This window comes from Bacteroidota bacterium, assembly GCA_008933805.1.
GTDB lineage: Bacteria > Bacteroidota > Bacteroidia > UBA8524 > UBA8524 > SB11.
In genome coordinates, this window is sequence record WBUH01000004.1 from 105,761 (window position 1) to 127,934 (window position 22,174).

General features: G+C 43.2%; 24 protein-coding genes. 12 read left to right on the forward strand and 12 right to left on the reverse strand.

Annotated elements, in window-relative coordinates; genetic code table 11:
* Window positions 1-2: 2 nt before the first annotated feature.
* The 3 genes from F9K23_05575 to F9K23_05585 form a co-directional block, all read right to left on the reverse strand.
* Window positions 3-686, reverse strand: coding sequence for a peptidylprolyl isomerase (locus F9K23_05575; GenBank protein ID KAB2917346.1), 684 nt, complete (start codon window positions 684-686; stop codon window positions 3-5).
* An 83-nt stretch (window positions 687-769) separates the two neighbouring features.
* Window positions 770-1,498 carry a peptidylprolyl isomerase gene (locus F9K23_05580; protein KAB2917225.1) on the reverse strand — a complete coding sequence of 243 codons (729 nt, stop codon included), beginning with the start codon at window positions 1,496-1,498 and terminating at the stop codon, window positions 770-772.
* A 98-nt stretch (window positions 1,499-1,596) separates the two neighbouring features.
* Complete coding sequence (locus tag F9K23_05585; GenBank protein KAB2917226.1) at window positions 1,597-1,929, reverse strand: hypothetical protein; 333 nt, start codon at window positions 1,927-1,929, stop codon at window positions 1,597-1,599.
* Window positions 1,930-2,045: 116 nt separating this feature from the next.
* Here F9K23_05585 and F9K23_05590 point away from each other — a divergent pair, with 116 nt between their 5' ends.
* Entirely contained in the window at window positions 2,046-3,584 is a 1,539-nt protein-coding gene (locus tag F9K23_05590; protein KAB2917227.1) for a GH3 auxin-responsive promoter family protein, read from the forward strand.
* 6 nt (window positions 3,585-3,590) lie between these two features.
* Here the strand turns inward: F9K23_05590 and F9K23_05595 are convergent, their stop codons facing one another.
* The 6 genes from F9K23_05595 to F9K23_05620 form a co-directional block, all read right to left on the reverse strand.
* Complete coding sequence (locus F9K23_05595) at window positions 3,591-3,779, reverse strand: hypothetical protein (protein KAB2917228.1); 189 nt, start codon at window positions 3,777-3,779, stop codon at window positions 3,591-3,593.
* A complete protein-coding gene (lptC, locus tag F9K23_05600; protein ID KAB2917229.1) occupies window positions 3,760-4,356 on the reverse strand; it encodes an LPS export ABC transporter periplasmic protein LptC in 597 nt (198 codons plus the stop codon). The genes F9K23_05595 and lptC overlap by 20 nt, the downstream gene beginning before the upstream one ends.
* A 106-nt stretch (window positions 4,357-4,462) precedes the next feature.
* Complete coding sequence (locus F9K23_05605; GenBank protein KAB2917230.1) at window positions 4,463-5,959, reverse strand: hypothetical protein; 1,497 nt, start codon at window positions 5,957-5,959, stop codon at window positions 4,463-4,465.
* Window positions 5,952-7,274 carry a hypothetical protein gene (locus F9K23_05610; GenBank protein ID KAB2917231.1) on the reverse strand — a complete coding sequence of 441 codons (1,323 nt, stop codon included), beginning with the start codon at window positions 7,272-7,274 and terminating at the stop codon, window positions 5,952-5,954. Before F9K23_05610 ends, F9K23_05605 begins: the two co-directional genes overlap by 8 nt.
* A complete protein-coding gene (locus F9K23_05615; protein ID KAB2917232.1) occupies window positions 7,264-8,001 on the reverse strand; it encodes a type III pantothenate kinase in 738 nt (245 codons plus the stop codon). The genes F9K23_05610 and F9K23_05615 overlap by 11 nt, the downstream gene beginning before the upstream one ends.
* A 12-nt stretch (window positions 8,002-8,013) precedes the next feature.
* The gene (locus F9K23_05620) at window positions 8,014-8,793 is read right to left on the reverse strand and encodes a biotin--[acetyl-CoA-carboxylase] ligase (GenBank protein ID KAB2917233.1); all 780 of its coding nucleotides are present in this window, start codon (window positions 8,791-8,793) and stop codon (window positions 8,014-8,016) included.
* Window positions 8,794-8,812: 19 nt separating this feature from the next.
* Between F9K23_05620 and rsfS the strand changes: the two genes are divergently transcribed.
* From rsfS to F9K23_05665, 9 genes are all read left to right on the forward strand, one after another.
* Complete coding sequence (gene rsfS, locus F9K23_05625; protein KAB2917234.1) at window positions 8,813-9,178, forward strand: ribosome silencing factor; 366 nt, start codon at window positions 8,813-8,815, stop codon at window positions 9,176-9,178.
* A gap of 54 nt (window positions 9,179-9,232) precedes the next feature.
* The gene (locus tag F9K23_05630) at window positions 9,233-10,237 is read left to right on the forward strand and encodes a calcium/sodium antiporter (protein KAB2917235.1); all 1,005 of its coding nucleotides are present in this window, start codon (window positions 9,233-9,235) and stop codon (window positions 10,235-10,237) included.
* A gap of 77 nt (window positions 10,238-10,314) precedes the next feature.
* The gene (locus tag F9K23_05635; protein ID KAB2917236.1) at window positions 10,315-11,313 is read left to right on the forward strand and encodes a calcium/sodium antiporter; all 999 of its coding nucleotides are present in this window, start codon (window positions 10,315-10,317) and stop codon (window positions 11,311-11,313) included.
* A gap of 49 nt (window positions 11,314-11,362) precedes the next feature.
* Window positions 11,363-12,757, forward strand: coding sequence for a hypothetical protein (locus F9K23_05640; protein ID KAB2917237.1), 1,395 nt, complete (start codon window positions 11,363-11,365; stop codon window positions 12,755-12,757).
* Window positions 12,750-14,249, forward strand: coding sequence for a hypothetical protein (locus F9K23_05645; protein ID KAB2917238.1), 1,500 nt, complete (start codon window positions 12,750-12,752; stop codon window positions 14,247-14,249). The genes F9K23_05640 and F9K23_05645 overlap by 8 nt, the downstream gene beginning before the upstream one ends.
* A 78-nt stretch (window positions 14,250-14,327) precedes the next feature.
* On the forward strand, window positions 14,328-14,738 hold the full coding sequence (locus tag F9K23_05650) for a DUF1573 domain-containing protein (GenBank protein KAB2917239.1): 411 nt from the start codon (window positions 14,328-14,330) through the stop codon (window positions 14,736-14,738).
* 64 nt (window positions 14,739-14,802) lie between these two features.
* The gene (locus F9K23_05655) at window positions 14,803-15,198 is read left to right on the forward strand and encodes a DUF1573 domain-containing protein (GenBank protein KAB2917240.1); all 396 of its coding nucleotides are present in this window, start codon (window positions 14,803-14,805) and stop codon (window positions 15,196-15,198) included.
* A 2-nt stretch (window positions 15,199-15,200) separates the two neighbouring features.
* Window positions 15,201-15,623 (forward strand): DUF1573 domain-containing protein, encoded by a 423-nt coding sequence (locus tag F9K23_05660; protein KAB2917241.1) that lies wholly within the window; start codon window positions 15,201-15,203, stop codon window positions 15,621-15,623.
* A gap of 11 nt (window positions 15,624-15,634) precedes the next feature.
* Entirely contained in the window at window positions 15,635-16,351 is a 717-nt protein-coding gene (locus F9K23_05665; GenBank protein ID KAB2917242.1) for a DUF1573 domain-containing protein, read from the forward strand.
* On the opposite strand, the gene F9K23_05670 is transcribed toward F9K23_05665, so the two are convergent.
* Together F9K23_05670 and F9K23_05675 are read right to left on the reverse strand one after the other, a co-directional pair.
* Window positions 16,314-17,207 (reverse strand): 1-aminocyclopropane-1-carboxylate deaminase/D-cysteine desulfhydrase, encoded by an 894-nt coding sequence (locus F9K23_05670; GenBank protein KAB2917243.1) that lies wholly within the window; start codon window positions 17,205-17,207, stop codon window positions 16,314-16,316. The two genes, F9K23_05665 and F9K23_05670, sit on opposite strands and share 38 nt — an antisense overlap.
* A 78-nt stretch (window positions 17,208-17,285) precedes the next feature.
* Window positions 17,286-19,166, reverse strand: a complete 1,881-nt coding sequence (locus F9K23_05675) for a M1 family metallopeptidase (GenBank protein ID KAB2917244.1) — start codon at window positions 19,164-19,166, stop codon at window positions 17,286-17,288.
* 84 nt (window positions 19,167-19,250) lie between these two features.
* Between F9K23_05675 and F9K23_05680 the strand changes: the two genes are divergently transcribed.
* On the forward strand, window positions 19,251-20,069 hold the full coding sequence (locus F9K23_05680) for a DUF4468 domain-containing protein (GenBank protein ID KAB2917245.1): 819 nt from the start codon (window positions 19,251-19,253) through the stop codon (window positions 20,067-20,069).
* Window positions 20,070-20,144: 75 nt separating this feature from the next.
* On the opposite strand, the gene F9K23_05685 is transcribed toward F9K23_05680, so the two are convergent.
* The gene (locus tag F9K23_05685; protein ID KAB2917246.1) at window positions 20,145-21,095 is read right to left on the reverse strand and encodes a lytic transglycosylase domain-containing protein; all 951 of its coding nucleotides are present in this window, start codon (window positions 21,093-21,095) and stop codon (window positions 20,145-20,147) included.
* Window positions 21,096-21,220: 125 nt separating this feature from the next.
* Between F9K23_05685 and F9K23_05690 the strand changes: the two genes are divergently transcribed.
* Window positions 21,221-22,126, forward strand: coding sequence for a bile acid:sodium symporter family protein (locus F9K23_05690; protein KAB2917247.1), 906 nt, complete (start codon window positions 21,221-21,223; stop codon window positions 22,124-22,126).
* The last annotated feature ends 48 nt before the right edge of the window (window positions 22,127-22,174 follow it).

Consider the following 22,174-nt stretch of genomic DNA (forward strand, 5'->3'; position numbering starts at 1 on the left):
CTTTATTCTTTTACCAGTGTAATAGTAAATTTAACGTCTTTCATCGGACGGTCGCCGGGCATGGTTTGTACTGCTGCTATCGCGTCAATTACTTCCATTCCGCTTACTACTTCGCCAAATACTGTATAGTTCATATCCAAAAACGGAGTACCACCAATGGTAGTATATACAGCTATTTGCTCAGGTGTGTAGCTAATGCCGTTTTGCATACCTATCATTTGTAAGCGTGCACTGTCAAGCACTTGTCCTTGGACAATATAAAACTGGCAACCGCTGCTGCGTTTTTGCGGGTTAACCATATCGCCCTGACGTGCTGCTGCCAACGCGCCTTTTTTGTGTATCAATTTATTATTAAACTCAGCGGGTATGGTGTAGCCAATATCTCCGGCGCCTAACTGCTGGCCCGGTTGAGCATTTTTAGACTGTGGGTCGCCGCCTTGTATCATAAAGTTACGTATCACCCTATGAAATAACAAATCGTGGTAAAACGTATCGTTTACCAATTTAATAAAATTGTCCCTGTGTTGGGGGGTTTCGTTATATAGCTTCAACACTATATTCCCATACTCTGTGCTTACCTGCACTCGTTGTTCTTTATTTTCCACTTTGGTATTGGTAGTTGGTGTTTGTTTTGATGTTCTGTTCTTTGGCGAACAACCGATTTGCAGGCCGGTTGCTACACACATAAGTACGATAATTAGTTTGCTTGCGGTTTTCATTTGTATTTGAAACATGCTATATTTTTAATGCTACAATAGTTTTGCCGTTTTTAATCTTTCAGTTTTATAGTGAAACGTATATCGCCAAAGGGACGGCTAAAGCCATCAACCGATTGGTTTGCAATAGCGTCAACAACATTCAGCCCGCTTACTACTTCGCCAAAAACAGTGTACTGACCATCCAATGATGGGGCACCGCCTTTTTCATAGGCTTTTAGCTGCTCAGGCGTGTATTGGTAACCGCGGTAATAAGCCATGTTTTGCAAATCATCGGGGTTAGTATGCTGGCCTTGTACGATATAAAATTGGCAACCGCTGCTGCGTTTTTCAGGATTCTCAGTCCTTGCGGCAGCCAATGCACCTTTTTTATGTATCAGTTTGTTGTTTATCTCAGCAGGTATGGTATAACCAATATCTCCGGCTCCTAATTGTTGTCCTGCCTTAGCAGTTTTAGAATCAGGGTCACCGCCTTGTATCATAAAACCTTTAATCACCCTGTGAAACAACAAATCGGTATAGTACCCGTCTTTCACCAGCTTAATAAAGTTATCGCGGTGTTGGGGGGTTTCGTTGTACAGTTTCAGTACTATTTTCCCCGCGGCCGTTGTAATTTCTACCAATTGCTCTTTTTGGCCTGCGGTATCCACAGGCTGTTCTACCACCGGTGTTGTTGCGGCTTGAGTGTCTTGTGCTGGGGTTTCTTGTGTGTTCTTGGTTGATGGTTTACAAGCTGCCCAAGTAAGCAGGGCGCTAAACGCAATAAAAACTGTCTTTTTCATCTGTGTCGTCTCAAACAAAAGTTACTATAAAGTGCTAACATACAAAATTTGTGCGTTGCATACACCCTATAGAGGTGTAAAGTTACACATACGTTTGCTTACATGGCATCAAAATACTCAATAATGTGTTGGCGTAAATACACCTCTTGCTCAAAAATGTTAATGAACGGCGGGTTTTTAACCAACTTCCAATGCGGCCAACCGTCCTGGTCAGTGCCCTCCAACTCGTAATAGCCTGATTGGCTTAGCAGCTTGCATACCGCTATGTGCATCAAGGCTACTTTTTCTTCTTTGGTAAACTTTTCTTTCACCTTGCCCAGCTCACGTATCCCAATCAGCAATAAAAAAGCATTTAAATCTGGCTTTTTGCCGTATTCACCGGCAATTTTCTCTTCAAGTTCCTTCCAGCGGAGTGTTATATCTTCAGTCATACAATATTTTTAAATTTAAGTGATAAACGGTTATGAATTACCCACATTTAGCTTGCAAAACTAGCGGGATTTCTAATTTTATGTAACTTGCAAGTTTAATAAAAACGTTGAGTTAGATGGGGATTATTAAATCCATAGTACAAAAGGGGATTGAAATTAGGCAGCGGTTTGATGCAAACCAGCCTATGGCGTATGATACACAAGCAAAAGTTTTGCGCAAACTGGTTGACAAAGCAAAAGATACCGAGTTTGGCAAACACTATGGTTTCGACGAGATTTTTTTTAGCCCGAATATAAGTGAAGAGTTTGCCAAACGTGTTCCGGTGGGCGATTACTCTACTATGTTGCCTTGGTGGGAACGTGCCCGCGCAGGCGAAGCTGATATTGCTTGGCCCGGTAAGGTAAATTACTTTGCCCTTAGCTCAGGAACTTCTGACGGGGCAAGTAAATACATACCCGTTACCGGCGAAATGCTGAAAACTATTAAACGTACCAGCGCCCGCCAGCTATTAAGCGTTGCCCGCACCGAAGGATTACCCAAGGATGCAATGACAAAAGACTCACTAATGGTGAGCGGCAGTACTGATTTAGAGTTTAACGGGATTAACTATAGCGGCGACCTTAGCGGGATTACCACAGGTAATTTGCCCTTGTGGTTTCAACCGTTTTCTAAGCCCGTGAAGGAAACCCGTAAAAAACGCGACTGGCAGGAGAAGATAGATGAAATGGTGCGCGATGCGAAGAAGTGGGATGTGGGTATGATTGCAGGCGTGCCTGCTTGGGTGCAGATTTTGTTTGAAAACATTATTGATTACTACAAGCTGAATAACATACACGATATATGGCCTAATTTTAGGGTATATGTGCATGGCGGGCACTCGTTTGACCCTTATAGAAAAGCGTTTGAGAAGTTGCTTGGCCAACCGGTGTTTTACTTTGAAACTTACCTTGCATCTGAAGGTTTTATGGGCTTTAAAACATCCCCTGATGCTTTAGGGATGCGCCTGCAAATAAAAGGCGGACTATACTTTGAGTTTGTTCCTTTCGACTCTACCAACTTTACCGATGAGGGGGTGATGAAGCCCGAAGCAAAAGCCTTAACCCTAATGGATGTGGAACTGGGTAAAGAGTATGCTTTGCTGGTTTCTACTTGTGCGGGAGCTTGGCGATATATGATTGGTGATGTGATAAAATTTGTTGATTTTAAAAACCTTGAGGTAGTTATAACAGGCCGCACGAAACACTTTTTGAGTTTGGTGGGTGAGCACCTTTCGGTTGATAACATGACCAAAGCTGTGGCCATGCTTAGTAATGAACTGAACCTTGAAATGCGTGAATTTACCGTTTGCGGTGAACGTTACGACTCGTTGTTTGCACACCATTGGTACATTGCCTGCGACGGCAGTATTGATAAGGCTTATGTGAAAACCCGTTTGGATGAGTTGCTAAAAGAGCTGAATGATGATTATGCGGTGGAGCGTAAGCACGCCTTAAAAGAAATTATTGTAGATATTGTGCCCACTGATTACTTTATCCGCTGGATGGATAAGATGGGTAAATTAGGCTCGCAAAATAAAATACCAAGGGTACTGAAAGGTAGGATGCTTGACGAGTGGAAAGCATTTTTGGCCGAGCAGCCTATGGCTATGAAATAAGCGCTATTACTTGCCGCTTTGTTTGATACGCTGCCAGCGACGCAGCCAAAACATACCGCCTGCAATAGCAGTAGTTATAAGATACACCCATGCTTTTCCTGCAACAAAACCTTCGCTGATAAGCAGGTAAAAAAACACGGCTATACTTGCTATGGCTATCACCAGCCACATTATTTCAATGAATCGAGTCAACATGGGTACTACTATCGGTTTTAATATCTTTAAGGCTTAGTATGCCCCTTATTTTAAAAATCTTATACTCTGTAAAGTTTTGGTTTGATTCAAAACCGTCTCCGTAAATTACTTCATCGGGGGTGGTTATTTTCACAAACTGGTCGGTATATATCTTCTTACTTGCCTGATTCCACGTTAGCTTTTCAGTATTCAGGCGTTCTCCCTTCACATTTTCAAGGCGTACATCGTTACGCACCTCAATAATTTTTTCGTTTTCGTGGCTAATGGCGTAGTTAGCATCCAATTGGTTCTCCTTCACCCCTTGTTTGTTAAAAAACAACGCCCTCACCCCCTTCTTCATCTCAAGGTAGGGATTTTTGCCACTATACCTTTCCATTAAGGGCGAAAGTATTTGTGCAATGTGGTGACCTGAATCTGTGATGTTAATCTCAACACCCGTAGCCTTCTCAGGATACACCGTATCGCTTTGCAATTGTTTCACTTTTTGCCAATCGCCAGTTTTAACACACGATTGCATTGCAAAAAACAAAACTGCAAAAGCAATTAGGGCTATATAATATGTGTTGTTTTTTATCATGAAACCCAAAGGGTTGTTGTTTTACAGCAAAGGCACCAAGGTGAACAACAAGTGCTTTATTCCCTAGTGCCTTTGCAGTAGAATTATACTGTTTATTGTAACAAAATTATTGCCTTACGCGCAAAGTAGTGGTTTCGCCAATCCAGCAGCCGGTGTTTACAGTGGCGCCTTCGGTTTTGTTTTCAAAGAAAACATCTTCGCGAACTGGCCAACGGGCAGCGGCAATTGCCATACGTGCATTGGCTTTGTCAGCTATTGATGGGTCTACGTTTTTAGCTTGTACAAACTTATCGTATGCAGCCAAATAAGGATATTGGCTTTCTACCTTACCTGCTCCGCAACCGCCTGCGCAAGCCATGTAAGCGTTACCGATTATCATATAAGCTTCGCCGCTTTTTGGATTGTTCTCAAGGGCTTTACGTGCATAAGTGCGTGCGCTTGAGCAATCGTTGGTACTTAATTCTAAGCTTGCAAGCATTACATAATAATCAGCTTTTGCCAATTTATCAGTTTCTAGCTCAGCAGCTTTTTCGTAGTAGTTTTTAGATTTTGCCGAGTTGCCTTTTTCTTGGAATGCCTTAGCAAGGGCAGCAGCAGCAGCAGCAGACGGACTTAGTTTAAAGTTCTGCTCAGCTACTTCTAAATAGAAATCAGTTTTAGCGCAGTTTGAAGCACGCTTCAACAATGCTATAATTTTCTCTACCAACGCAGGGTCTTCAGGAGTAGCCTTAAACTTAGGCTGGTAAAGCTGTGTAAGTTTTTCACAAGTAAGGTAAGGGCTACCCATGTCAACTACAGCAACTTCAAGCCATTCCCACAAACGCATAGCCTGTCCGGTACGGGCAGTATCTTTTGTAGCGGGGTCGTTATACTGTGTGCGTTTTTCTTTAAGGTTATAATCGATAATGGCCGATAGTTTATCAAACCAGTTAATTACTTCATCGTCAGCAATTACGCCGCCGTTTTTATTTTGCTGAACAGTTGCCGACATCAAATCGAATATCACCATTTCAGCACTTTTATTACCTTCAAGTTCAATAGATTCACGCAACAACGCAATAGCATCCATCGCTTTTTCAGGGTAGTATTTAAACATATCCCTGCCTTTGCGGCCTACTACGTTTCCGTTGCGACCAAATAAACGCAAACGGGTATCGTACACTTGCATCAAAGTATCTGCGTATGCTTTAACAGTTGCGGTTTCTTTAGGATTAGTTTTGCTAATCATCACCGCCATTAAGTAAGCACCGTCGGCAGTTATATACTCTTTAAAGCAAGGAGCATTTTGATACGCATAGCGCCAAAAAGGCAAAGCCTCAGCGTATTTTTTGTTTTGAAATTGCTCGCGGTAAAGTGATACATTCTTACGGGTTTCAATACTGTCTGCACCCAATAGGTTTTGGCACTCGGGCTCGGTACCGCCGTTACCGTCTTTTTGTGGAGTTTGGTCTACTGCTACTGCTTCTACAGCGGTGTTTTCAACTGTTGCAGCAGGAGATGCCGCATTAGCAGTGGCCTTGCACGCCAATCCTAATGAGCCTGCCAGCAAAGCTGCTGATAAAATGAATACTTGTGATACTTTCATAATTGCTGATTTACTCATATTTATACTTTACAAACCATTTGTCGGTTATTGATAATCCTAAAAAGAAACGAAAATAATTCTCTCTTATTAAGTCATCTTTAACAAGCCCTCTGCTATTGTATTCAACTCCAAAGTTTATGTACGATACAAAGCTGTTAAATGGCTTTACTGGAAAACCTAAACCAAAATTGATACCATACTCGCTAATCTGTGTATTTTTATATACAATTTGAGTGTTTGAATAGCGTATCCCGGCCCTGTATTGTATGTGTTTAAGGTATTTTTTTGTGATATCTACTGATTGGCTTGCCATTAACGGTTGGTAAGTGGCTCCCAATGAAATGCTGGTTAAATCTTTTAACCCAGCATTTTGACCAAACGAGGTATATGACGACCACTGTTGGCTATGATACTCAGCACCAACAAACCAAAGGTTTTTGCGGCCTGTTTTTGTGAACCCGATACCTGCTGAAAAACCAGCAGGAATTGAAAGAGTACCTTTTTGCCCTTCTAAATATTGGGCAGTATCGCGGCGGTAATCGTTGTTAAGGTATTGGTAAACGGTGCGGGCGTATAGTTCTTGTTTAGTAGCAAGATTAGAACCCATGTGGTAAGTAGCTCCAATGTTCAATATCCATTTATTCTCGTTACTACCCTTGCTGCGGTATATGGTATCGTGGTATTGCAAGCCGATATCAAAATTAAAACCGCCCACAAAACGGGTACGGTCTTCACGGTAATCAAGGTACACCGAGTCAGGATTGAAATACACTTTTTCGGTTGAAACTAACTGTCCGAAGATGTACGAAGCATTAAACCCTATTGATACGTTGTGAAACAAGGTTTTACCCATACCCATGTAAAAGCGGTTAAGGCCGCCGCTACCTTCTTGTATGTTAGTGTAACTTCCTGTGGTAGTATCAGTTGTGCTGGTAGATGATTTAAATCCGATAGCACTGTACGGAGTTAACCCGAAAGCACCGCCCCAACCGCGCTTTGGGTTGATGGGCAAGCCTAACGAAAAGTAACCTAACGCTACAGTATTTGTTTTTTGTGATACCGTACTATTCTCAATTGTACCCAGCGAGGCATTTAAGCCCGCTTGGTAAGAAGTATATTTTAAAGCTGAATACGAAGCAGGGTTGGCAATGCTGTAATCAGCAGTTCCGCGCAAAGATTGCGTAATCCTTCCCATTGCCTGCTGGTGTGCAAAGCCGTAAAATTGCAAATCGCCCGTTCCAAACCCTGAATAGGGCGAACGGGTGAGGTTTTGTGAAAATAAATTTCCTGCGGCACCTATCCCCAGCAACATCCAAATGGCTTTACGCAACATGCGGTAAATTGTATATTAAAATTTCGTTCAAGCCTGTGATTACCAAATCAGAGGCGGCAAATATCTCACTTTCGCACCGTTTCGCCAAAAAATCTGTATCTCCTCCACACATTAACACCTGCAAAAGGCCATGCCGTTGTTTATAACGGGCAATAAAGCCGTTTATTTCATTCACTGCACCATAAACTGTACCCGCTTGCAACGCAGTTTGGGTGCTGTTTCCTGTAAAATCTTCCGGCCATTCTAAAGAAACCAGCGGTAATTTTCCGGTAAAATGCTGCATTGCCTTTAGGCGCATTTCAAGGCCGGGACTTATACTACCGCCGTGATAATTTTTTTCGGCATCTATAAAATCATAGGTAATGCAAGTGCCTGCATCTATCACCAAACAATTTTGTCCGGCAAAATATTTCAAAGCCCCGCAAACTCCCGCTATTCTGTCTTTCCCTAAGGTTTTAGGGGTTGCATACAAATTGGTAAAGGGTAGGCGGCAATCGTCGTCAAAAAAAACAACTTGGATACCTATTCCTTCAAAATGGGGCTTTAATACTTCATAATCATGGCGTACACTACTCACCAGTATTGCTCGCAGGGGATGATTTTGTACCAACTGCTTCACCACCGCTGTGTCAAAATTAGGAGTGATTGTTTTGTGCACCACTTGGCCTTGCACTGATACTACAGCGTATTTTGTACTGGTATTCCCTTGGTCTATTATAAGATTCATGCGAGGTAGTGTTTACAAAACGAAACTTATCTCTTTAAAGTTGTAAAAAATTTCGGAGCCGTTTTCTTCTAGTATCAATTGGCCTGCCGTGTTCACTCCTTTCATTATGCCTTGCATCGGTTCGCCTTCTTTGGTATAATTCACTACGGTATTTAAACCCCAAAGGCGTTGCAAGTACGCGGTTTTTAAATCAAAAAAGCGACCTGCCATCAGCAAATCATAACGGGCTTGCATACAAGAACACCACTGGCGCATCAGTTCTTCTATATCATACGTGCTGCCGTTTTCTAACGCCAGCGAAGTAGCCGCCAATCCCTCAAACACCGTTTGGTTGATGTTTATTCCTATACCTATAATAGAGGATTGCAGCTTGCTGCCCATCAGACTGTTTTCAATCAAAATACCGCAAATTTTGCGACGGCCTATGTAAATATCGTTCGGCCATTTCATTACCGCCCCTTGTGCATAGCTATCCAATAAATCAATTACTGAAAGCGAAACAGCCATGTTTAAATAAAACTGGTCGGCAGGGGCTAAAAAGTGCGGATACACCACACAGCTAAATGTTAAATTAAGACCCGCCTGCACTTGCCACACATTGCCGCGTTGCCCCCTACCCTCGTACTGATGACCTGTGCGCACCACCAAGCCGTTTGGCGGTTGCGGTTCATCGTTAAGTAGGTTGCGGCAGTAGGTATTGGTAGATGCCGTTTGGGGCAAATACAAGTATGCTGAACCGATAACACCGTTATTTGAAATGGTTTGAAACAAATGCGCTATTTTTGCCGACAAATTAAGCGATTAAAATTTGATGAGTAAAAAAACAACGGTTGATGAAGGCTTGGTGCTGTGCGATGTGATAGTAAAAGGAATGGAAGAAAAGAAGGCACACGACATTGTGGTGCTGGATTTGAGAAAAATAAAAAGTGCTGTGGCTGACTTTTTTGTGATTTGTCACGGGGATAGTGATACGCAGGTAGAGGCGATAGGCCGCTCTATCGACGATGAAGTTGAGAAGGCATTAAATGAACGCCCTTGGCACAAAGAGGGTTATGAAAATGCTGAGTGGGTATTGCTGGATTATGTGAATGTGGTGGCACACGTGTTTTTGAATGAAAAGCGTGAGTTTTATGCCATTGAGGAGCTGTGGGGCGATGCTGTGATTACCCGCTATTAATAGCACCGCGGAAAACCTATATCGTTTTTTGAAGTTAGTTACTAGGCCATACGTATGGATTACTTGCTGTTTATAGCCGGATTCTTCTTGGTAATTTACGGAGCCAACTTTTTGGTTGATGGTGCTGCTGCTGCCGCAAAAAAACTGCACGTAAGCAGCTTGATTATCGGGCTTACTATTGTCGCCTTCGGTACTTCAGCACCAGAGCTTGTGGTAACTGTGCTAGCCAGTTTAAACGGTAATAACGACATTGCTTTTGGAAACGTAGTAGGCAGCAATATCCTTAACGTGTTGCTTATACTTGGGGTTGCTGCATTACTATCTCCACTTACGGTACATAAAAATACGGTTTGGAAAGAAATTCCTTTAGCACTGTTAGCTGCGCTATTAGTGTTTTTGCTGGGCAGCGATGTACTTATAGACCCCGCTTATCTTTCACAAAGTATTCCCAAATCATCTGCTTTACCCACCGCAGGTATTCTCTCACGCATTGACGGCTGGGTACTTATTTGTTTCTTCATGGTGTTCTTGTACTATGCGTTTGCAACAGCACGACAAGGAATTGAAGAAGGAGTAAATACTGACACTGACGAAGTAGCAACCTTAACTGCTAAAAAATCAGCACTGTATATTTTATTTGGCTTAACAGGACTTATCGTCGGGGGTCGTTGGATTGTTAACGGGTCTATACAGTTGTCTGCCCTGATGGGGCTGAGTGAAAAATTTGTGGGGCTAACTATCGTTTCATTGGGTACAAGTTTACCCGAATTGGCTACAACAGTAGTAGCCGCCCGAAAACAACAATCTGATATTGCTATTGGCAACGTGGTGGGGAGTAATATCTTCAATACCTTTTTAATACTTGGGGCAGGCGCTATCACAAATCCGATAGCCGTTAATAGCTTTGGCCAGGTGGATACATTGGTTAATATCGGTTCAAGTATATTATTGTTTTCGTTACTTTTTGTAGGTCGCAAGCACGCCATTGGCCGATACGAGGGCGTTGTTTTCTTACTAAGCTATGTTGTGTACATGGCTTATCTCTTGTACCGAGAATAGCAGTTAAAATTTTTTAGCCGTTAAAAAATTGGATGTGATTTGGTGTAGTTTTGCACCACCAAGAGAATCATCCATTTATGGTATACCTGTTATTCGTAGTAGGCTTCGCTATGGTTATTTACGGAGCCAATTTTTTGGTTGACGGAGCATCATCAGTTGCAAAAAAGTTTAATGTAAGTAATTTGGTCATCGGACTCACGGTGGTAGCTTTCGGTACCTCAATGCCGGAGTTGATTGTAACTACTTTGGCCAGCATCAGCGGTGCTAATGAAATTGCATTGGGCAACGTGGTAGGCAGTAACATTTTTAATGTGCTATTTATTTTGGGTATCTCAGCCCTTATCTATCCGCTAACGGTGCACCGGAATACTGTTTGGAAAGAAATCCCCCTTACCCTGCTAAGTGCTGTTTTGATATTGGTGGCCGGCAGTGATATATTTTTGGATAACGACCAACCCGACGTTTTTGCAACCTATAACGCTGCATCACAATCACCACTGGCAGGCGCACTTACCCGCATTGACGGTTTGGTGATGCTGATGTTTTTTGTAGTGTTTATTTTTTATGTTTTTGCAACAGCTAAAGATGCCGGGGGTGATGGCGGAGAAGAAATTAAACAGATGCCTCCTGCAAAATCAATACTATATGTAGTGTTGGGGTTAGCCGGTCTTGTGTTTGGCGGTAAATGGGTGGTTGACGGTGCTGTTGATATTGCAATGTCAATGGGACTTAGTGAAAAGTTTGTAGGGCTAACCATTGTAGCTGTTGGAACCAGCTTGCCTGAACTGGCAACAAGCACAGTAGCCGCATTTAAAAAACAAACCGATATTGCCATTGGTAACGTGGTAGGCAGTAATATTTTTAATGCCTTCTTTATTTTGGGAGCGGGTGCATTTATCAACCCCATCCCTATTAATACCTACGGACAAATTGATGCATGGGTAAATATTGTAACCAGCTTGCTGCTGTTTGGGTTGCTGTTTGTAGGTAAACGCCACACCATAGGCCGTTTTGAAGGGATTGTATTCTTACTGGCCTATACTGCCTATACGGTGTATTTGATACAGCGCGGCTAAGAGTAAGCCAAAAAAATCATAAATAATTTTCAATGTGTATCTTTGGCCAATGGGCCGATGGGTACTTAAACTGCTGCTTTTTATTGCTGCACTGGCAGCTGTAAATTACCCTGCGTTGGTAAACGGCTATCCGTTACTATACTCCGATTCGGGTACATACATTGTGGCGGGCTTTATTAACTACGTCCCCGTAGACCGTCCCTATTTTTACAGTTGGTTTGTGCGCCATAGCAGCCTTTGGTACAGCCTTTGGCTGGTATTGCTGGCACAATCGTTCATTCTGTTTTATGTGATTCGGCTTGCGATACGTTACCTGCTAAACCTTAAAGAAACTTTTATCCCGGCTTCGCTTTTGCTCATCGGACTTGGCCTCACTACGGGACTTGCCTATAATAACAGCCAACTGATGGCCGATGTATTTTCGCCCATTGCCTTGTTATGTGCAGGCATACTATTGGCCGGAAAGAATATAAAAAGCAACCACCGTTTTTGGTTAGTAGTTATAATGCTGTTCAGCATCTCAGTTCACAGTTCACACTTACTTATCATCAGCCTGCTGGCCGCTTTGCTTTGGCTGGTAAGGCTTGCCTATAAAAGAAAGCCGTTTTTTAGTGAACGGAAGAAAAACCACTCCTCCCTTATGTTTTGGGGCATTGGTGCGTGGTTGGTTATCAGTTTGTTTAATTATTGGTTGGATGTTGGCTTTAAACCCTCGCGCACGGGCAATATATTTTTAGTGGCCCGCTGCATAGAAACAGGTGCGGCAAAAGTGTACTTAGACGAAAAGTGTCCCGATGCACCTGCCGATTTGTGTGCCGTGAAGGATAACCTACCGCCCCACGCGGTAGCATTTTTGTGGGAGTTTGGTACCAGCCCTTTGTACGAAAGCGTTTGCGTACAAAACGGGTGGGGTAATTGTTGGGTTGAAAAAGACAAAGAATACGGCCAGTTAGTGAAAAACATGGTTGGCTACGGGCCTTCGCGTAAAGTATTGATTGATAAATGCATTAGCGACAGTTGGAAACAATTAGGTATGTTTGATTTGGGCTACCTTACCCCAATGGCTGAAGGCTCTCCGGTGTACGGCGGGATAAAAGATTTTTTTGGTGGTGAGATGACGCAATACCAAAATGCAGCCCAATACCACCAAACGTTGCATTTTGAAACCGCGTCGAAAATACAGCGGTGGACGGTGTACATAGCCTTATTGGTTATTGTGGTGTTTATGGCCGTTGCCATCAAGCAAAAACACTACAACGTTGCGATGGCATTTGCACTCACCATCATTATAGGCTGCCTGATAAACGGTGTGGTTTGCGCCTCACTTTCAGGAGTAGTGGATAGGTACATGGCCCGCATGATTTGGCTGTTGCCGTTGGCGGCCGTGTTTTTTATCTGGCAATGGGTTCTACTAAAACAAAACGCTAAACAAAGCAGTGATTGATATTTTTAAGCGACGTGATTTTTTTGGGATAGCTGTTTTTGCAGCTGCTTTGGGCATATTGATATGGTACTTTGCTGCCAAGTTGGGCATATTTACCAAACTGGGCTACCAATCAGATTTGTATACGCACATACAAATTTGCAGGGGATGGCTGCAAGGTCGCCCGTTGATGCACGAAAACTGCTACGGCTATCACGGCAAACTGCACAATTACTTTTTTGATTTGGCCATGGGGCCTTTCGTACTCAAGTGGGGGGCAACGGGCATTTTCATCGTGCAGTTTTTGCTGTATGTGTGGGCGTTGTGGTACACCTTCCCTGTGCTATACAAAAAATCGGATGAATTCAATCACAAACTGCTGGTGGCCGTATTTTACATTGCTGTGTTTTGCGGGCCGGTTTCGTTTTGGTTGTACGACGACCCCGATTACGGTTTCCACACCGAAATGCTGTACGTGCCGCTGGGCTTTATTTTCACGCTCTCTTTATACAAAAAACAACATTGGGTTTCGGCTGTTGCTGCGCTGCTGATGGTTTCTGTAAAAGAAGACGGAGCCGTTTTAGTGGCCTGCCTGCACTTGTTTTACTTAGCCCTTCAATTCACTGCTAAAAACATTACTACAAAACGGTGGCTGCTGCAATCGTTGTTGTGGGGCGGGGTGTACGTGGTGGTTTTTGTTGCCGGAATTATCTACCTGAAATACCAAAACGATTTTGGCTACGACCGTCTCAGCGAATCGTTTGAGCGCATAGGATTACAAACTGCACAAGCCAAACGCAATTACTTCCTCCCGATATTCAAAAGTTTCGGGCTGCTGTTGCTGCCTTTTGCTGCCGTGCTACTGTTTATGCGGGTTACCAACTACAAGGTATGGCTGTGGTGGTTGGCGTTTATGCTGCCCGTAGTGGCCGTAAATCTTGTATCAGGGTTTGTGTATTTCCCTGCCAAATATTTCTCGTTGGTGTGGGTGCCCCGTTTTTCGCTCACCTTTGCACAGTTTTTAAGCATGGGCAGCTTGTGCCTGCTACTGTTTTCGCGGGCTTGGTTCCGTCCGGCATTTGTGTGTTTTGTGGCGGCCTTTTCAGTAGCCTTTGTTCTCTTCAACCGTCAAGAAAAATTACTTCAATCAGAGCGGGGTTATTCTTTTAACTATGCTGCTATCAAAGTGTTTAAAGAAAAACACCCGCACACCTATTATCTGCACTGGGACAGTGTGCGCAAGGTGGCTGCCGTGTTGCCTTATGATTATCCTGTATCGCCGCCGTATAAGCTGTTCGGGTATTTCCATAAGCACGATGTGATATGGACTAACAAAATATTTGTGGCGTGGCAAAAGCCCCGCATGATTATTTGCGACGAAGGCAATATTGAGAACGTAATCCCCGACCAATTGCTGCAACACCCCGACTCTGTGGTTACCCCGAACATGAGGTACTATTTTGAGGCCGAAGACCGCCACTATTTAATTGAGGCAGGCGTAACAGATAAGTAATTGATATTCGTCTAAAAACATTAGTACTGTGCGTGTTTTGGAACAGCTTTTGAACAGTTTGCTCTAAAATAAACAGAAATGAAAAAACTATTACTTACCCTTACCGTTGTGCTGGTTGGCGCTGTTGCTGCTATGGCTCAAAACGGCCCTAAAATTACTTTTAAAGAAAGCATGTTTGATTACGGCAACATTCCCCACAATGTGCCTGCATCGCATGAATTTGTTTTTACTAACACCGGCGATGCTCCGTTGATTATTACCAATGCAAAGGCGGGTTGCGGCTGCACTACCCCTGATTATCCTAAGGAACCAATACAGCCCGGTAAAACAGGAATAATAAAAGTAACTTATAATGCGGCAACCATGGGAGGTTTTACCAAAACTGTAACGGTTGATTCTAACGGCGGCCAAATAACCCTTACCATAAAAGGTACTGTGGTTGAAAAAGCCGGACAAGCTACCCCACCTGTTGTTAATCCTAATAAATAATACCAATAATAAAACCGCCCTTGTTTGATAAACTAAGGCAAGGGTGGGTTATTTTTGTGCTGCTATGATGAATTTACTCCTTTTCGTTCAGCTGCTTGCTGTAGCTGTTATGCCCGCAAAAACAGCTGATGGCAAGGCTAAAATTACGTTTACCGAACATACAATTAAGTTGGGCGACGTATATCCCGGCGAGCGTTACGAAAGGGTGTTCACCTTTAAAAATACAGGCAGCGCGCCATTGGTAATTAATGATATTGAAACTTCTTGCGGTTGCACGGTGGTTAAATACTCAAAAGAACCTATCCTGCCCGGTAAAGAAGGAGAAGTAAGAGTAGATTTTATCCCGAAGGAGAACTACGGCTTTACCTCTAAATCGTTCATCGTTTCATCCAATGCTGAAAACGATACCGAGTATTTGTACTTACAGGCTACCATCAAACTAAAACCGCGTAAGAACTAATTATGAAATACTTTTTTACCCTTTTGATTTCATTGGTCGTTATTGCCGCCAGCGCGCAGGCAAAGCTCACTATCGACAGTACACTGCACGATTTTGGCACAATGAAGGAGGGTGAAAAGGTTACCCATAAGTTTGTGGTAAAAAATACAGGCACAACGCCTCTATACATTATTAATGTTACCCAGCCTTGCGGTTGCACCATTCCTTCGTTTTCGCAAGAACCTATTGAACCGGGCAAAACAGCGGAAATTACCGTACAATACGACTCTGAGGGACACCCGGGTATTTTTGCCAAGCAATTACAAATACAATCTAACGACCCTGAAAAGTACCACACGATTACTATTACGGGTACTGTAATTGCCAAGCCTACCACCGAAACCCCGAAAAAGCTGCCCGTACCTGCCGGTAGAGCGGATGATTAAAGCTGCCGTTTATGAAAGCCTTGGTTTCACTCATTGCACTTGTTATCACAGGAGCTTTGTACGGGCAAACGGATACCACGCCAACAGCCATTGCGGCTTTTGATAAACTGACTTGGAATTTTGGTGATGTTCCGCAAAACAAGCAATCCAGCCACGCGTTTTATTTGTTTAATAAAGGTACTGCCCCATTGATAATTACCAGTGCGATAGGCACAGGTGGCGGACAATTACCATCGTATAACAGAGAACCCATTCTGCCGGGCGATAGCAGTCCTGTGAGAGTTATTTACGGTGCTTTTAATATAGGTATGTTTACCAAAGTGGTAATTGTATCAACCAATGCCGGCGATTTTACCCTTACTATAAAAGGCAATGTTTTTAAGGTAGATTCTACTTGTTTTAGGTTTGAGAAAACCCTGCATGATTTTGGTACGTTTGCAAAAACCGATAGGCTGACTTGTGAATTTACCGTTCAAAACACAGGCCGTTATCCATTGTTTATAGATAAGGTAAACAGTAGCAGCGGAAACATGATGTTCATGTTGCCTAAATCTCCTATTCTGGTAGGAGACAGCGGTTTTATAATAGCTCTTATAATACCCAACTTGGGTACTTTTTATAAAACGGGAACTGTTTTTATTGACGGTTACGCTAAACCCATTATTTTAACCATTAAGGGTGAAGCAACCCCTAACGAGCCGATAATTCTATCGCCTTCTCAGAAGTAAGTCCCCATAAGCCGCCCGTGTGAATGACTAATATTTTTGAATTTTTGGAGAAGTAATCCTGCTGTATTAATTGCTGCAAACCCATCATCATTTTGGCGGTGTACACAGGGTCGAGCAATACGCCTGTTGCACCTGCAAATTCTTTTATAAAGTGCATGATTTCGGCATCAAACTTCCCATATCCCCCGAAATAAAAATTATGATGCAGGGTAAAGTCTTTGGGCGTAGTAAGTAGGTTGTCAATTTCGGTTTTCAGGTATTCCGCACCTTTCAAAACCACTACCCCATGCACTTGTGTGCCTTCGGAAGCTCCGTTGATTAAGCCTGCCACGGTAGTCCCCGTACCCACCGCACAAAAAATATGCGAATAGGTTTGAGTAAGTTCTGCGTGAATATCGGCGCAACCTTGCGCGCCCAATGCCGAGTAGCCGCCTTCGTCTATGCGGTACACATCATCATTGTTGCCGAAGTGTTTGGCAAAAGCAGCGTCTTTATTGCGGTACTCCTCCCTACTCACTTGCTGAAACTCCATGCCGTATAGCCTGCAAATGGATTGCATGGGGTTATTAAATGCTTCCTCTCCACGCAGGATGGCGGTGGTTTTTAGTCCCAAAGCAGCCCCAGCACTGGCAGTGGCTACCAAGTGGTTGCTATATGCTCCGCCAAAAGTAACTAAGTGTTGTTTGCCTTGTTGTAGAGCGTCTTGCGCCAAATATTTCAGCTTACGGTATTTGTTGCCGCTCACAAAAGGGTGCAGCAAATCATCGCGCTTCATCCATACCTCTACCTGCTTTTGGGCAAAGAGAGGCAGTTCAATCTTTTGTTCGAAAGATGCGGATGTGTTGAAAAAGTTCATTTATAAAGTTGACAGTCCACAGTCCATAGCTAACCGCCAACCGTCGACTGTGGACTATTGACCGTGGACTTCTATCAATTAATTTGAAGCACTTTCTTTCACACCAAGCATATCATCAATGGTATTGATGGATACGGCGTGGTATCCGGGGCGGGCTTTTGCATACACGGCTTTTGCCCATTCTTTACCCTCAGGAGTTTGAGACAATTTGCCGTACAAAGGTTTTAAGAACTTGCGACGACCCACTGCTATTAAAAATTCCTCCATTTTGGGGTAAGCGGTTTTATAATCGGCAGCTATTGCCAATTGGAACCAATCGCAAGCTATCTCGCTGTTGCCCGTATTGGTAAACTTAAAGGCAGCGTCTAAATCACCCATTTGTTCAAGGGTAAGCGGTTGGGGCAGGTTACGCAAAAAGTATTGCCAGTGTTGGGTCATCCAATCTTTGGTGTCCAATTCGGCGGCCTTCTTACCTCCTTTAAAAGCATCTACTTGGGTCAGCACCTTAGCAAACTCCCCTGATTTGGGTTGAGGGCAGTTTTCAGGCAATCCGGGGTAATACACCCACTTTTCAATCTGTATTTGTTGTTGCAACGCTTTATCCCCGTGTATCAACTCATTATCAAGGTAAATTAAAAAGTCTTCGGTGTTCATGGTTGAAAAAGCAAACGTGTTGAAGTACTTCTTCACAAAAGCGTCCCACTTTTCACGACCCACCGCGTTTTCAATCGTACGTAGGAAGAAATAGCCTTTTTCGTAGGCAATATCGCTCACACCATCATCGGGGTTGCGGCCATCAAGGTTTAGTTTCAGTTTGGTATCGTCACTGGTGTCTCCAAATTCTTTGATGGTGTTTTTCAACTCACCCAAGGCAAGGGCTGCCATCATTTCGCTAAGCTCTGCACCATAAATTTTTTCCATGATGCGGCGTTCAAAATACACGGTAAAGCCTTCGTTCAGCCAAAAATCAGCCCAAGTTTCATTGGTTACAAGGTTGCCGCTCCAGCTGTGCGCCAATTCGTGTGCTATCAGCGATACCAGTGAGCGGTCGCCGGCTATAATGGTTGGGGTAGCAAACGTTAAACGAGGGTTTTCCATACCACCGAAGGGGAAGCTCGGAGGCAGCACTATTACATCGTATTTGCCCCAAGCATAAGGGCCGTATAGTTCGCCCGCGCTATTAATCATCTTTTCAAGGTCTACAAACTCCCACGCGCTTTTTTCAATCATTTCAGGCTCGGCATAAACGCCGCAATCTTTGCCCAAACTTCTGTATTCAAAATTGCCGATGGTTATCGCCATCAAATAGCTGGGAATGGCTTGCGGCATCTTAAAGTTATACACACCGTCGGTATGCAAAGTGGTGTCGTTTTCGGCGCTCATCAATACCATCAGTTTGGGGTCGGTTTTGATGGTAGCACTGTAGGTAAATTTCACTCCGGGGCCGTCTTGCAAGGGTATCCAAGTACGTGCCAAGATGGCCTGCGATTGGCTAAACAAAAACGGATGTTTTTTGCCGCTGGTTTGTGAAGGTGCAAGCCACTGCAATGCTTCAGCGTTGGGGCTGGTGGTGTAATATACTTTTACCTTTTGGGTAGTGGGTGTAATGGCTACTTTTAGGCTCTGACCTAAATGTATATCGGGTTGGCCTAATTCGTATTTGGTTTCGGCACCGTCTTGCTCAACCTTTTTAATGGTAAGGTCTTTGGTGTCTAACCAAAGTTCACTGCTACCGGTTTTATTCTCCAAAGTAAGTTCTGCAAAACCGTCTAATGTTTTTGTGGAAAAGTCAGCCGTAAGGTTCAGATGTAAGTGTTTCACGGCTACATCATTAGGTTTTGCGTATGAATGAGGATCTTTTAAAATCATGGTCTGGTTTTTGTTTTTATTGTTTTGCGAAGGTTTACAATAAGCTAACGTAAGCGACGTTATGATAAGAATTATTGTTTGTTTTCTCATTGTTCTAAAGCCCAAATATGGTGAAAAAAACACATAAGGAACTGACAGTGGAATATTATTTTGACAAACCCCTATTTCAAAAGGATGAATTATTTGCCGAAAAAACTAAATTTGCCAACTTTTAATAAAAACAGTAATAGCTTAAGGATCTTAATGTTTACTACTTTACTCCGCAATATGCCAAACGTTAAGGCAATTGCATGGCTGGTGGCTTTTGTAACTATTCCCGTTGCTTCAGCATTGGCTCAGCCCGATGACACTGAACAACAGGATACCCAGAGTTACGATTACTACGACGAAAACATAGACGGTGCAGGTGATATGCCGGGCATGAACAGTACTGACGGCTCAGAAGACGAGCCCAAGAAACCTGAAAAAAAGCCTTATGTACGCATTGTGATGCCGGTTGACTCGATTACTGAGCTGATTACTTATGACAGTATTATTGAGCAAACTGATTCTTACTACGACTCGTTGTATTTGCGCGCCAAACGCTGGATAACCGCTAAATGGCATGCTGATAAAAAACAAAAAGAGTTGGCAAAAGTATTTACTGACGATGTGTTGTATGAGAAGTTTAAGGTGAAAGTGAAACTTCCGATGCGTGTACGCTACAACAAGTTTTCATCAAACGAGTACGGGCAAGTTGAGTTTACGCTTACCATGCGATTTAAGGATGGGAAGTATAAGTACCATGTAAGCAACATGACACACTTGCTGCCTGAAACATCAGACAAGAAGGACATCAATTATGTGTACCTTGAGTTCTACATGAAATCAGAAAAGAACGTGGTAAACTACGACCGTTATTTGAGGGCTGCCGATGCGGCGGTGCGCAAAATGGTGGTAGATATGACCAAGGCAATGCGTGAACCTGTTGAGGTTGACGAGGACGATTGGTAGGATTTACCCAAACGATATAACAAAAAAAGCGGCCTTGGCCGCTTTTTTTGTTTATTGTCTCAATCCCGACGAAACTTATTCGGTTTCTTCTCCCGTAGCGGGGCTAACAGGTGTAATAGCAGGTGGAGTAATGAAGCTCTTGTCTTTAGGCAATACGATGGTGTATGCCTTTTTCGCCTTGTTCTTAAGGTAGGGTTTGCGCAACCAAGGGTTAAGCAGTTTAAGTACTTTGTAGTTTATACCCTGACTAATGGCATATTGGGCAAGATTATCCACTGCACTGTCAAGGGTAACGGTGTATGTTTCAATAGTAGGATAATACTCTGCACTATCAATCACAAAACCGTATTTAGCGGGGTTGCTGTAAATTTCTTTAATCGCTAATATTCTAAACAAGTAGCGTGATGTTTCTTTGTTAAGCAACAAATCATAATAGCTGCCCACGCCCTGCTTTTTAATAGCGTTATCTACGCCGTTCTCGCCCATGTTATAAGCGGCAGCGGCTAGCGTCCAGTTGCCCAGTTTTTCTTTATTGTCTTTCAGGTACTTGCAGGCCGCTTCAGTAGCCTTTTCAAGGTGGTAGCGTTCATCTACCTCTTCATTTATCTCTAATCCGTAGCGCTTTCCGGTGCTTTCTAAAAATTGCCAGAAACCTTCCGCCTTTGCGGGCGAAACCACATTATCCAAGCCGCTTTCAGCAACCGCAAGGTATTTAAAATCGTCAGGCAAGCCATTTTTCTTCATTACCGCTTCCATTACAGGGAAAAACCGCTTCGTCTTTTTCAAAGCAAACAAGGTTTGCGAGTGATAAAATGTATTTATCATCAACTCACGGTCAAAACGTTCGCGCACATCAAAATCCTTCATGGGCACATTTTCTCCTGCAAACAAAAGTTTCTCAGGCAATGCGGGTGCTTTAATGCTCTCAGGCTTGTTAACCGTCTTCTCAGGTTGGTCAAAAGCAAGCAAGGCTACCACGGTAATGGCAATCACAGCCCCTGTAATTATAAATACTGACTTTTTCATACTATACATATAACGCTTTACAAAGGTACTTAGCGTTTTGTTGTATAGCATTACCATACATTTTTTATTGTAGCGATATTTTTATGGCTTTATAAGTGTAATATTGCCATTAACCACAATTCGTAGTGATAGAGACTAAGTTTTTTTCACAATACATGCTGCCCGCCACCCTCGCTTTCATCATGGTGGGCATGGGGCTATCACTTACCCGTCGCGATTTCTTAAACATTATTAAAAACCCTAAAGGGCTTGGTATTGGCTTGTTAGCTCAAATGCTTTTGCTGCCTGCATTGGCATTTTTAATCACGTTAATTATTCCCGGTCTTAGCCCTGAGTTAAAAGTAGGTATTGTGTTGCTGGCGGCCTGCCCCGGCGGTGCTACCTCAAACCTTGTAAACTATCTTATTAATAGTAACCTTGCCTTGTCGGTTTCTATTACCACGGTTAATAGTTTCCTCACTCAGTTTACCATTCCTATTTTGGTGAGTTTGGCGTTGGGTGCCTATATGAATCAAGACGCATCTATCCACCTGCCTTTTTGGGAAACACTGATACAGATTTTATTGATTACGGTGATACCCGCAGCGATTGGGATTTACATTCGCAGACGTTGGGCTCGTTTTGCCGATAAAGTACGTAAGCCCTTAAAATACATTATGACTGCACTATTGGCAGTGGCAATGGTGGGTGCTATTTTCCTTGAAAACAACGAAAACATTAATATTCCTATCCGTGATTATTGGAGAGTGGTGCCTCTTACGTTGCTGCTAAATGTGGGCGGTATGATAGGTTCCTTCTACACTGCTAAATACTTTAAACTGGACTTGAAAAGCCAAGCTACTATATCGGTAGAAGTGGGTTTACAAAACACCGCGTTGGCTATTGCCGTTGCTACAGGGCCTTATATGTTAAACAACCCTGCTATTGCAATCCCTGCTGCTGTGTATGCGTTGTTTTCGTTCTTTACCACCGCTGCCTTTGGTTTGCTCGTGAGCCGCAGCGAATCTAAGGAGATTAAGTCCGTACAATAAAAAACGCCGCAAGGCAAGCTTGCGACGTTCTTACATTATATTTTCTAA

Bases quoted from the DNA above. Each gene is read 5' to 3' on its own strand.
- F9K23_05595 (KAB2917228.1), bottom strand. From the start codon at position 3,779: ATGTTGACTCGATTCATTGAAATAATGTGGCTGGTGATAGCCATAGCA.
- rsfS (KAB2917234.1), top strand. From the start codon at position 8,813: ATGAGTAAAAAAACAACGGTTGATGAAGGCTTGGTGCTGTGCGATGTG.
- F9K23_05650 (KAB2917239.1), top strand. From the start codon at position 14,328: ATGAAAAAACTATTACTTACCCTTACCGTTGTGCTGGTTGGCGCTGTT.
- F9K23_05580 (KAB2917225.1), bottom strand. From the start codon at position 1,498: ATGAAAAAGACAGTTTTTATTGCGTTTAGCGCCCTGCTTACTTGGGCA.
- F9K23_05685 (KAB2917246.1), bottom strand. From the start codon at position 21,095: ATGAAAAAGTCAGTATTTATAATTACAGGGGCTGTGATTGCCATTACC.
- F9K23_05610 (KAB2917231.1), bottom strand. From the start codon at position 7,274: ATGTTGCGTAAAGCCATTTGGATGTTGCTGGGGATAGGTGCCGCAGGA.
- F9K23_05630 (KAB2917235.1), top strand. From the start codon at position 9,233: ATGGATTACTTGCTGTTTATAGCCGGATTCTTCTTGGTAATTTACGGA.
- F9K23_05605 (KAB2917230.1), bottom strand. From the start codon at position 5,959: ATGAGTAAATCAGCAATTATGAAAGTATCACAAGTATTCATTTTATCA.
- F9K23_05655 (KAB2917240.1), top strand. From the start codon at position 14,803: ATGATGAATTTACTCCTTTTCGTTCAGCTGCTTGCTGTAGCTGTTATG.
- F9K23_05635 (KAB2917236.1), top strand. From the start codon at position 10,315: ATGGTATACCTGTTATTCGTAGTAGGCTTCGCTATGGTTATTTACGGA.
- F9K23_05665 (KAB2917242.1), top strand. From the start codon at position 15,635: ATGAAAGCCTTGGTTTCACTCATTGCACTTGTTATCACAGGAGCTTTG.
- F9K23_05585 (KAB2917226.1), bottom strand. From the start codon at position 1,929: ATGACTGAAGATATAACACTCCGCTGGAAGGAACTTGAAGAGAAAATT.
- F9K23_05675 (KAB2917244.1), bottom strand. From the start codon at position 19,166: ATGAGAAAACAAACAATAATTCTTATCATAACGTCGCTTACGTTAGCT.
- F9K23_05575 (KAB2917346.1), bottom strand. From the start codon at position 686: ATGTGTGTAGCAACCGGCCTGCAAATCGGTTGTTCGCCAAAGAACAGA.
- F9K23_05670 (KAB2917243.1), bottom strand. From the start codon at position 17,207: ATGAACTTTTTCAACACATCCGCATCTTTCGAACAAAAGATTGAACTG.
- F9K23_05590 (KAB2917227.1), top strand. From the start codon at position 2,046: ATGGGGATTATTAAATCCATAGTACAAAAGGGGATTGAAATTAGGCAG.
- F9K23_05680 (KAB2917245.1), top strand. From the start codon at position 19,251: ATGAATTATTTGCCGAAAAAACTAAATTTGCCAACTTTTAATAAAAAC.
- F9K23_05640 (KAB2917237.1), top strand. From the start codon at position 11,363: ATGGGCCGATGGGTACTTAAACTGCTGCTTTTTATTGCTGCACTGGCA.
- F9K23_05660 (KAB2917241.1), top strand. From the start codon at position 15,201: ATGAAATACTTTTTTACCCTTTTGATTTCATTGGTCGTTATTGCCGCC.
- lptC (KAB2917229.1), bottom strand. From the start codon at position 4,356: ATGATAAAAAACAACACATATTATATAGCCCTAATTGCTTTTGCAGTT.
- F9K23_05615 (KAB2917232.1), bottom strand. From the start codon at position 8,001: ATGAATCTTATAATAGACCAAGGGAATACCAGTACAAAATACGCTGTA.